This window comes from Kitasatospora sp. NPDC085879, from assembly GCF_040686255.1.
Classification (GTDB): domain Bacteria; phylum Actinomycetota; class Actinomycetes; order Streptomycetales; family Streptomycetaceae; genus Kitasatospora.
Genome location: NZ_JBFBJZ010000055.1, coordinates 44,051 through 53,337, shown reverse-complemented (window position 1 = coordinate 53,337; position 9,287 = coordinate 44,051). Strand labels below are relative to the sequence as shown.

Below are 9,287 nucleotides of genomic sequence, written 5' to 3'. Positions count from 1 at the left end.
TTTTGGTTTTTTTTAGCCGGGTGGTGTGGGGGGGCCGGGGGCCGCAGGGGGGGGTGTCCCGGGTCGGCCCCCGGGGGGGGGCGCGGGGGGGGGTGGGGGCTGTACGCGCGGGGCCTGCCACAGCGCGGCCGCGACCGACGCGGCCGCGGCGGCGTCCACGAGGACGGGGGTGCTCTGCATGGCGGCCACTGTACGGACCCTGTCCGCCCGTCAGCGGTCGGGCTCCTCCAAGGTCTCCAGCAGCGTGCGCAGCACGGTGGCGAGGCCGTCCCGTTCGGCCGCGGAGAGGCCGCCGAGCAGGCGCTCCTCGGTGGCGAGGTGGTCGGGCAGGGCGCGTTCGACGAGGGCGAGGCCCTCCTCGGTGAGGGCGACCAGGACGACCCGGCCGTCGGTGGGGCTGGGGCTCCGGGTGACCAGGCCGTTGGCCTGCAGGCGGTCGAGGCGCTGGGTGATGGCGCCGGAGGTGACCATGGCGGAGCGCATGAGCTGGGCGGGGGTCAGCGGGTTGTCCGGGCCGTTGCGCCGCAGGGTGGCGAGGACGTCGAACGAGGCCGCGTCGAGCCCGTGGGCGGCGAAGGTGCGCCGCATCTCGGGTTCGAGGAGCAGGGCGACGCGCTTGAGCCGCCCGATCACGGCCATCGGTGAGACGTCCAGATCGGGGCGCTGCCGGGCCCACTGGGCGAGGACGGTGTCGACGTGGTCTGCCATGGGGACAGCCTAGCGAATCTCTTAGCACTGAGATACATTGTCTTAGTGCTAAGGAATCGACGCATCGCCGTCCTCGTGCTGACCGCGTTCGCCCCGGCCGTCTGGGGCTCCACCTACCTCGTGACCACCGAACTGCTGCCGCCCGGCCGGCCGCTCACCGCCGCCATGCTCCGCGCACTGCCCGCCGGCCTCCTGCTGGTGCTGCTCACCCGCCGTCTGCCGAGCGGCAGTTGGTGGTGGCGCTCGCTGGTGCTCGGCGCGCTCAACATCGGCGTCTTCCTCGCCCTGCTGTTCGTCGCCGCCTACCGGCTGCCCGGCGGACTCGCCGCCACCGTCGGCTCGGTGCAGCCGCTGCTGGTGCTGGGGCTCTCCGCCCTCCTGCTGGGTGAACGGCTCACCGCCCGGGCGGTGGCCGCCGCCTTCGGCGGCATCGCCGGCGTCACCCTCATGGTGCTGCGCGCCGAGGCCCGGCCGGACGCCGTCGGCATCGCCGCCGCCCTGGGCGGCGCCGCCGTCATGGCCACCGGCGTGGTGCTCAGCAAACGGTGGGCCCCGCCCGCCGGGCTGCTCGCCGTCACCGGCTGGCAGCTGGTCGCCGGCGGACTGCTGCTCCTCCCCGTATCGCTGCTCGTCGAGGGCCCGCCGCCCGCCGACCTCACCGCACGGAACCTCACCGGGTACGCCTACCTCGGGATCATCGGCGCCGCCGTCGCCTACGCCCTCTGGTTCCGCGGCATCCGTGCGCTCTCCCCCACCCACGTCACCTTCCTCGGCCTGCTCAGTCCGCTCGTCGCGACCGCGCTCGGCTGGCTGGTGCTCGGCCAGCGCCTCACCGTGCTCCAACTACTGGGCGCGGCACTCGCGATCGGCTCGGTCGTGCTCGCCCAGACCGGCCGGCGGCCCGCCTCCGCACCGGCCGCTCCCGCGCCCCGGGGCGCGGAACGCCCCCTCGTCCGCCCGTCCGTCGACTGACCCCCGGGAGCAACCCGCCATGCGCATCACCGTCCTCGGAGCCGCCGGAGCCACCGGCCGCCGCATCGTCGCCGAGGCCCTCGACCGCGGCCACCAGGTCACGGCCGTCGTCCGCCGCCCCGAGAGCCTGGCCGCCCTGCCGGCCGGCGCCCTGCCGCGGCTCGGCGACGCCCGCGACGCCGACACCGTCGCCGAGTTGAGCACCGGCCAGGACGTCCTGATCGGTGCCACCCGCCCCGCACCCGGCCGGGAGTCCGACCATGCCGTCACCACCGCCGCCCTGCTCGCCGGGCTCGCCCGCACCGGCGTCCGACTGCTGCTGGTCGGCGGCGCCGCCGGACTGCTGCTGCCCGACGGCAGCGGCCGCACCGTCCTCGACGACCCGCAGTTCCCGGCCGACTGGCGCCCCGTCGCCCTCGCCTGCAACGAACAACTCGCCCTCTGCCGCGCCGACTCCATCGTCGACTGGGCCTACCTCAGCCCGCCCGCCCTGCTCGTCCCCGGCCCGCGCACCGGCCGCTACCGCCTCGGCGCGGACGAACTGCTGGTCGACGCCGACGGCGTCTCCACCGTCTCCATGGAGGACCTCGCCGTGGCCCTCCTCGACGAGGCCGAACACCCCCGCCACCACCGCACCCGCTTCACCGTGGCACGCTGACGCCGGCCCCCGGCCGGGGGCAAGGGCCTCCGACCGGGTGACGCCGGCGGCGCGGGCCAGGCTAGCCGTGGCGGAGGTGGCGGGACAGGGCGGCGAGGGTGCGCTGCCAGGCGTCGGTGGCGGCCTTCTCGTCGTAGGTGTCGGGCCGCTCGTCGTTGAAGAAGCCGTGACCGACGCCCGGGTAGGTGACCTGCTCGTGCGGCACGCCCGCGGCGTGGAGGTGTTCGCCGACCCGGTGCCACTCGTCGAGGGACATCACGAAGTCGTCGGCACCGAAGAAGCCGAGCAGGAAGCCGGTGTGCGCGGCGATCGCCGAGCTGCGGGCGACCGGCGGCTCCGGGTCGGCCAGCGGGATACCGCCGTCGAGCAACCAGCCGCCGTAGTAGCTGACGACGAGGTCGAACGGGACGGCGGTGGCGCCGAGGACGGCGATGTGCCCGCCCAGGCTGAAGCCGAGGGCCGCGGTGCCGCCCCCGCCGCCGAACTCCCGGACCGCGGCGCGGGCCGAGGCGAGGTCGGCGAGGACCTCCTCGCGGCGCAGCGCGGTCATCTGCCGGCGCCCCGCGGCCCGGCCCTCCTCGTCGTACCCGAAGTCGCCGCGCGGTGCGTGGCGCCAGTAGAAGTCGGGCGCGAGCGCGGCGTAGCCCTCCGCGGCCAGCCGTTCGCAGATGCCCCGCAGGTGGGCGGTGACGCCGAAGAACTCACCGGCGACCACCACCGATCCGCGTGCGGTGCGCCCCTCGGGCAGGGCGAGGTACCCGTCCGGGCCCTCTCCCTCCCCCAGGCTGATCCACCGCGCCGAAGCCGTTCCGTCGGACATGGAGCCCCCTCTCGATGTGCCGTGCCGCGAGGAGTGTAACGCCGCACTCCTGAGGCACCGTCAGGCACCGCCCGGAGAGGCTCGGCCGGTGTGGTGGGGGACGGTGCAGATGCCCCAGATGACGACGCTGCAGGCGGCGATCACGACCAGGGACCACACCGGGTAGTACGGGACGGAGAGGAAGTTGGCGAGGATCAGCAGGGCGGCGACGACCACGCCGACGATCCGGGCCCAGAGGGCGAGACGGAAGAGGAAGACACCGGTGACGATCGAGAGCACGCCGAGCACGAGATCGATCCAGCCCCAGCTGGTCAGCGTGAACCGGAAGGTGTAGTGCGGGACGCCGACGAAGACGTCGTCCCCGGCGATGGACATGACCCCGCGCAGCAGGTTGAGCACGCCGGCGAGCAGCAGCAGGACGGCCGCGACGGCCACCACGCCGCTCGACGCCTTGCCGGTGTCGCGCCGGCCGTTCAGTGCGTTCGCCATCGTCGCCTCGATTCCGCCCGGTCGGACCTTCGTGCCGACCGGCCCCTGCCGATCCTCGCTCCGAGTCCTCCCCGGTTCACGGCCCCGACGTGCACCGACACGCCGACACTCACTCCTCCGGACGGTGTGTGTGGCGGCCGGGGCAGTCGGCGGCGACGATCGGGGCGAGGTGTGTCCGTCGAGATCGGAGCCGGTGATGGCAAGCCTGACCGTGTGGCGTTTCCCTACCGCGGAGGGGGCGCATGAGGCGCTGGAGACGCTGCAGGACCTGCAGCGCCAGGAGCTGATCACCGTACGGGACGGGGCGGTGGTGAGCTGGCCGGCGGGGGCGAAGAAGCCCAGGACCAAGCAGTTGAGCAACCTGACGGGCATGGGCGCGCTGGGCGGCACCTTCTGGGGCCTGCTGCTCGGCATGATCTTCTTCGTCCCCATCCTCGGCATGGCGATGGGTGCGGCGGCCGGTGCGGTCGCCGGGCACTTCACCCATGTCGGGATCGACGACGAGTTCATCGAGCAGGTGCGCGAGCGGGTCACGCCCGGCACCTCGGCGCTGTTCCTGCTGAGCTCGCACGCCGTGCTCGACAAGGTGGCGCCCGCGTTCGAGGGCCGGCACGCCGAGCTCATCCAGACGAACCTGTCCGCGGAGCAGGAGGCCGCGCTGCGGGAGACCTTCGCCGAGGACGAGTGACCGGGCCCGGCGGCCCGGGCGACGCAGCTCGGCGCCCGGGCGGATCCCGGTGCCGAGCGCGCTCACCGCTCGCCGCCCGGGCCGCCGCGGGCAAGTGAAGTCAGAGTGTCGGCGTGGGCGCCGCCCGCCTCGGCGGCGATCTCGGCGAGCGTCTGCTCGGTCCGGACGGTGGCGAACCGGACCTGGCCGCCGGCCGTAGTGAAGCCGTGCACGGCCGGCCTGGCGATGCTGTTGTAGGCCCAGGGGGCGGAGGTGTAGTAGCCGCCGGTGTCGTGCAGGACGACCAGGTCGCCGGGCTCGATCCGCGGCAGGGCGCGGCCGCGGGCGACCAGGTCGCCGGCGAAGCAGCACGGCCCGGCGACGTCCTGCACCTCCTCGGGGCCCCGGCGCGGTGTCCCGTCCGGGTGGTGCACGCCGACCCGCAGCGGCCAGGCGTCGGGCATGAACACCGTGCGGGTGGCGAGGTGGGCGCCGGCGTGGGTGAGGGCGATCCGGCGGCCGCCGACCTCCTTGGTGTACTCGACGCGGGCGGCGGTGAAGCCGTGCTTGGCGACGACGGACCGGCCGAACTCGGTGACCAGCGAGTAGTCGCCGCCGAACAGGCCGGGGACGGCGGCCCGCAGGTGTGCGGCGTACTCGGCGTGGGTCGGGCGGACCTCGTCGTCGTCGAAGTTGACGGGCAGTCCGCCGCCGAGGTCGACGGAGGTGACCTGACGGCGGCCCGCCCGGCGGTTGACCTCCTCGGCGAGCTCCCAGGTGGCGCGGACCCCGGCCGCGATCAGGTCGGGCCAGCAGCCCTGCGAACCGACGTGGACGTGCAGCCGGGTGAGCCACGGGTACCGGTCTAAGGCGTCCAGGACGCGCTCGCGGGCGCCCGGGTCGCGCAACGGCACACCGAACTTGGAGTGCTCGGAGGCGGTGCTCATCGCGCCGATCGTGCCCGCCCCCACCTGCGGGTTGACCCGCAGGCCCAGCACGGAGGCGCTGCGGCGGACGGCGAGCAGGGCAGCGGTCCGATCCAGCTCCTGGAGGTTGTCCGCGTTGACGGCCACGCCCAGGCCGAGCGCCTCGGCGAGTTCGGCGTCGGTCTTGGCCGGGGAGTCCAGGACGATCCGGTCGGCCGGGACGCCCGCGGCCCGGGCGAGCGCCAGTTCGCCGGGGCTCGCCACCTCGCAGCCCATCCCGGCGTCTGCGACCAGCCGCAGCACCGGCACAAGGGCGGCCGCCTTGACGGCGAAGGTGTGCAGCACCGGGACGTCCTGGCCGAAGGCGGCGTGCAGGTCGGCGACCGTCCGGCGTACCCCGTCGACGTCCAGGAAGCCCGCCGCCACGTGCCGCTCCCCCACCAGCCCGGCCGCTGCCGCCGCCCGGACGACGCGGTCGCGCCGATGGGCGTCGATCCGGCGAAGCCCTTCGTGCTCGTGTGCGCTCTCCACCGTGCCCGCTCCTCCCGGCCGAACGTGCCGAACCCTGTCGGGTCTGTCCCACCCTGTCGAGCCTGTCGCACCCTGTCCTGTCCAGCATCGGGAGCGGGCGGCCGGATGCCGTGGATCTGCCGGAGAACATCTCTGGGGTCGCCCGTGGCCGGCAGAACCACCGCTGCCGCACGTCAGAACGCGGGCGGTGCCGGCGCGATCGACCGAGCGTTGGCAGTGCCGTCCCTTCATGTGCATCCGGTCGGTTTCGAGAGCCGTTCGAGCCGCTGGTGGCCACCGGCTGGTTGGCGAGTCCGACAGCGTAGTAGGCCAGCCCGCCGCCGTGTATCGTCCCGATTCATGGGTGACCTGGCAGGGCGCTGGCGGGAGTTGAACAAGGCGTACTGGGACGAGCGGGTGCCCATTCATCTGGGCGCAGCCCTCTACGACATGGAGGAGTTCCGCGCCCGGCCCGATTCGCTGAAGGACTTCGAGACTGCCGAGGTGGGGGATGTCAGGGGCAAGCGCCTGATCCATCTGCAGTGCCACTTCGGCCGGGACACGCTGTCGTGGGCGGCCCGAGGAGCACAGGTCACCGGGCTGGACTTCTCTCCACCCGCGATCGAAGCGGCTTCACGACTCGCAACCGAACTCGGCATGGACGCACGCTTCCTGACCGCGGACGTCTACGACGCGGCCTCGGCGGTCGGGGGAGAGACCTTCGACATCGTCTACGCCAGCTTCGGGGCACTGAACTGGCTTCCCGACATCAGCCGCTGGGCGTCGGTGGTCGCTGAACTCCTCGCTCCCGCCGGGTTCCTGTACCTTGCCGAGTTCCATCCCTTCAGCTTCGTCCTCGACGACGAGACCGGAAGCACGGTCACGCACGACTACTTCGATGAAGGTCCGGAAGCCTCGGGAGGCCCCGGCACCTTCGCCGACGAGGCGGCAACGACCGAGAACAACGACACCGTCGAGTGGCGGCACAGTCTGTCGACCGTCGTCTCGGCGATCGCCGGAGCCGGGCTACGGATCCGGTTCCTCCACGAGCACGACCACACCTTCTACCTCCAACGCCAGTCGCTTGAGCCCCACGACGGCGACGTCTATCGGCATCCTGCGGGCGCTCCGCGCGTTCCCCTGACCTACTCGATCCGCGCCGAGAAGGCTTGAGCCACTCGATTCGGCGGGAGTGTCCCACGGTGGCCCGGACGGTCTTCGATTCTGCGGCCGGGACTGTCCGGGGGCGGAGGTAGCCTGCGCGCATGACCGCCGCCCCCTCCTCCCTCACCCCTGCTGACGCCCACTCCCGGGCTCGCGACGAACACCTGCGGGCCGTCGACGAGTTGCTCGGCGCGCCGCTCCCGGGGCAGCCGTGCCGGGCCGACGCCGGCTGGGGCGGCCCCGGGTACCGTGTGTGCATCCTGAGGGCGAGCCGCGATTTCTGGGACTGCGGGATGGGGGACCGCGAGGCGGCCGAGGAGGAGATGGCGGCGCACCTCGACGCGCTCTCCGCAGCCCTGACCGCCCGCTGGGGGGCGGGTCCGGACACCGTCGACCTGTGGGCGTGTCTGCAGGCCGGCTTCGACGGTGTCGAGGTGCCGGAACCGCTCGACTCGCTCTCGATGCTGGCGTGCAGCATGCAGGTGTGGCCGCTTCCGGAGTCCGGCCGGTGGCTCGCGCTCACCGTCGGCCAGGCCGACACGGAGTTCCCGCTCGAACTCATCGCGGTGGTCGGCGCCGCCGACCTCTCGGCGGCGCCGTACCAGCGGGACTGAGAGCGGCCGGTCGGGGGCGCCTGACAGGTCCACCGGGACGATCAGGGCCGGACGTACGGCCGGGTCATGATCTCCATGTTGTGGCCGTCCGGGTCCTCGAAGTAGGCGCCGCGCCCACCGAACCAGTCGTTGGTGTGGCCGGGGTCGGTGTGGTTCGGGTCGGCGTAGTAGGTGGTGCCGGCGGCCTCCAGCCGGGCGATCATGCCGTCGAACTCCCGGTCGGGGACGAGGAAGGCGTAGTGCTGGGACTGGATCGGCTCGTCGCGCTTCTCGTAGTAGTCGAGGGTGACGCCGCTGCCGAGGTCGACGGGCAGGAAGGGGCCGAACGGCCTGCCGACCTCCAGTCCGAGGATGCCGGCGAGGAATTCGGCGGACGCCCGCCGGTCGCGGGCGTAGACGGCGGTGTGGTTGAGCTGCACGGTGCTGATGGTGTGCTCGTCGGTCATAGTGGGTTCTCTCCGGGTCGTGGGGCCGCGGCGGCGGTGCGCCGCGGAGGGCGCTTGCAGCGAGGACGTGGAGAGAACGGCGGGGCCCTGCCCCGCCTCGTGCTCAAGCCGAGGCCGGGTGCCCGTCTCGTGTGTGGCCCATGGCCGACCCGGCAGTCACCCGACCGACAGTAGCGTCCGCCCGCGAGCGGGGCAACGCCGTTCCGGCGGGCCGGCTTGCCGGGTCCGGGCACGGGTCCGGGCACGCCCCACCCGCCGCCCACGGACGGATCGTCAGTCGGCGTACCTGCGGCTGCCGCGAGCCCCTCACGTCGCACGGCTGAACCGCGGTCGCCCACGCGCGGCGCACGGGACACCCGGGCGGCCGCTCCGTAGACTCCGGACATGGCCGGAGCACTGCAGGGCAGGGTCGCGCTCGTCGCCGGGGCGACCCGGGGCGCCGGTCGCGGAATCGCGGTGGAACTGGGCGCGGCGGGGGCGACGGTGTACGTCACCGGCCGGACCACGCGGGCGCGGCGCTCGGAGTACGACCGCCCCGAGACGATCGAGGACACCGCCGATCTGGTGACCGCGGCGGGCGGCCTCGGCATCGCCGTTCCCACCGACCATCTGGTGTCCGAGCAGGTCCGCGCGCTGGTCGACCGCATCGACGCCGAACAGGGCCGGCTGGACGTCCTGGTGAACGACATCTGGGGTGGCGAGCACCTGTTCGCCTGGGACACCCCGGTGTGGGAGCACGATCTCGACAAGGGGCTGCGGCTGCTCCGCCTCGCGGTGGAGACGCATGCGATCACGAGCCACCACGCGCTTCCCCTGCTGCTGCGGCACCCGGGCGGCCTGGTGGTCGAGGTCACCGACGGCACCGCCGAGTACAACCGGGACACCTACCGGGTCTCGTTCTTCTACGACCTCGCCAAGACCTCCGTCCTGCGGATGGGCTTCGCCCTCGGGAAGGAGCTGGGCCCGCGCGGCGCGACCGCCGTGGCGCTGACGCCAGGGTGGATGCGGTCGGAGATCATGCTGGACCACTTCGGCGTGACGGAGGAGACCTGGCGGGACGCGCTGGAGCTCCAGCCGCACTTCTGCATCTCCGAGACCCCGTTCTACGTCGGCCGGGCCGTCGCCGCCCTGGCCGCCGACCCCGAGGTGGGCCGCTGGAACGGGCAGTCCCTCTCCAGCGGCGGTCTCGCCCGGGTCTACGGCTTCACCGACCGCGACGGCAGCCGCCCGGACGCCTGGCGCTACCTCGTCGAGGTCCAGGACCCGGATCTGCCCGCGGACGCCACCGGCTACCGCTGAGCCGGGCGCGGGTC

Annotated in this window: 11 protein-coding genes; 6 read left to right on the top strand and 5 right to left on the bottom strand. The window is 73.5% G+C overall.

Translation table 11 applies throughout. The features are described 5' to 3' along the window. Positions 1-210: 210 nt before the first annotated feature. The gene (locus tag AB0P35_RS31470) at positions 211-708 is read right to left on the bottom strand and encodes a MarR family transcriptional regulator (protein ID WP_363517623.1); all 498 of its coding nucleotides are present in this window, start codon (positions 706-708) and stop codon (positions 211-213) included. 45 nt (positions 709-753) lie between these two features. On the opposite strand from AB0P35_RS31470, the gene AB0P35_RS31465 reads away from it, so the two are divergent. Both AB0P35_RS31465 and AB0P35_RS31460 read left to right on the top strand, forming a co-directional pair. Beyond that, positions 754-1,680 carry an EamA family transporter gene (locus AB0P35_RS31465; protein WP_363517621.1) on the top strand — a complete coding sequence of 309 codons (927 nt, stop codon included), beginning with the start codon at positions 754-756 and terminating at the stop codon, positions 1,678-1,680. A 19-nt stretch (positions 1,681-1,699) separates the two neighbouring features. After that, a complete protein-coding gene (locus AB0P35_RS31460; RefSeq protein WP_363517618.1) occupies positions 1,700-2,338 on the top strand; it encodes an NAD(P)H-binding protein in 639 nt (212 codons plus the stop codon). 61 nt (positions 2,339-2,399) lie between these two features. Here the strand turns inward: AB0P35_RS31460 and AB0P35_RS31455 are convergent, their stop codons facing one another. Both AB0P35_RS31455 and AB0P35_RS31450 read right to left on the bottom strand, forming a co-directional pair. Then, positions 2,400-3,158: a dienelactone hydrolase family protein gene (locus AB0P35_RS31455; RefSeq protein WP_363517616.1), complete on the bottom strand. Its 759-nt coding sequence runs from the start codon at positions 3,156-3,158 to the stop codon at positions 2,400-2,402. A gap of 60 nt (positions 3,159-3,218) precedes the next feature. Beyond that, complete coding sequence (locus AB0P35_RS31450) at positions 3,219-3,647, bottom strand: hypothetical protein (protein ID WP_363517613.1); 429 nt, start codon at positions 3,645-3,647, stop codon at positions 3,219-3,221. 196 nt (positions 3,648-3,843) lie between these two features. On the opposite strand from AB0P35_RS31450, the gene AB0P35_RS31445 reads away from it, so the two are divergent. Beyond that, a complete protein-coding gene (locus AB0P35_RS31445) occupies positions 3,844-4,335 on the top strand; it encodes a DUF1269 domain-containing protein (protein WP_095878461.1) in 492 nt (163 codons plus the stop codon). 62 nt (positions 4,336-4,397) lie between these two features. Here AB0P35_RS31445 and AB0P35_RS31440 read toward each other — a convergent pair whose 3' ends face one another. Then, entirely contained in the window at positions 4,398-5,771 is a 1,374-nt protein-coding gene (locus AB0P35_RS31440) for a diaminopimelate decarboxylase (protein WP_363517608.1), read from the bottom strand. Between the two features lie 339 nt (positions 5,772-6,110). Here AB0P35_RS31440 and AB0P35_RS31435 point away from each other — a divergent pair, with 339 nt between their 5' ends. Both AB0P35_RS31435 and AB0P35_RS31430 read left to right on the top strand, forming a co-directional pair. Further along, positions 6,111-6,923: a class I SAM-dependent methyltransferase gene (locus tag AB0P35_RS31435; RefSeq protein WP_363517605.1), complete on the top strand. Its 813-nt coding sequence runs from the start codon at positions 6,111-6,113 to the stop codon at positions 6,921-6,923. A gap of 92 nt (positions 6,924-7,015) precedes the next feature. Next, positions 7,016-7,528, top strand: a complete 513-nt coding sequence (locus AB0P35_RS31430; protein WP_363517603.1) for a hypothetical protein — start codon at positions 7,016-7,018, stop codon at positions 7,526-7,528. A gap of 41 nt (positions 7,529-7,569) precedes the next feature. Here the strand turns inward: AB0P35_RS31430 and AB0P35_RS31425 are convergent, their stop codons facing one another. Further along, a complete protein-coding gene (locus AB0P35_RS31425; RefSeq protein WP_363517600.1) occupies positions 7,570-7,974 on the bottom strand; it encodes a VOC family protein in 405 nt (134 codons plus the stop codon). A 384-nt stretch (positions 7,975-8,358) separates the two neighbouring features. Between AB0P35_RS31425 and AB0P35_RS31420 the strand changes: the two genes are divergently transcribed. Beyond that, positions 8,359-9,273, top strand: a complete 915-nt coding sequence (locus AB0P35_RS31420; protein ID WP_363517597.1) for an SDR family oxidoreductase — start codon at positions 8,359-8,361, stop codon at positions 9,271-9,273. Positions 9,274-9,287 lie beyond the last annotated feature (14 nt).

Bases quoted from the DNA above. Each gene is read 5' to 3' on its own strand.
- AB0P35_RS31470 (WP_363517623.1), bottom strand. From the start codon at position 708: ATGGCAGACCACGTCGACACCGTCCTCGCCCAGTGGGCCCGGCAGCGC.
- AB0P35_RS31460 (WP_363517618.1), top strand. From the start codon at position 1,700: ATGCGCATCACCGTCCTCGGAGCCGCCGGAGCCACCGGCCGCCGCATC.
- AB0P35_RS31455 (WP_363517616.1), bottom strand. From the start codon at position 3,158: ATGTCCGACGGAACGGCTTCGGCGCGGTGGATCAGCCTGGGGGAGGGA.
- AB0P35_RS31450 (WP_363517613.1), bottom strand. From the start codon at position 3,647: ATGGCGAACGCACTGAACGGCCGGCGCGACACCGGCAAGGCGTCGAGC.
- AB0P35_RS31445 (WP_095878461.1), top strand. From the start codon at position 3,844: ATGGCAAGCCTGACCGTGTGGCGTTTCCCTACCGCGGAGGGGGCGCAT.
- AB0P35_RS31435 (WP_363517605.1), top strand. From the start codon at position 6,111: ATGGGTGACCTGGCAGGGCGCTGGCGGGAGTTGAACAAGGCGTACTGG.
- AB0P35_RS31430 (WP_363517603.1), top strand. From the start codon at position 7,016: ATGACCGCCGCCCCCTCCTCCCTCACCCCTGCTGACGCCCACTCCCGG.
- AB0P35_RS31425 (WP_363517600.1), bottom strand. From the start codon at position 7,974: ATGACCGACGAGCACACCATCAGCACCGTGCAGCTCAACCACACCGCC.
- AB0P35_RS31420 (WP_363517597.1), top strand. From the start codon at position 8,359: ATGGCCGGAGCACTGCAGGGCAGGGTCGCGCTCGTCGCCGGGGCGACC.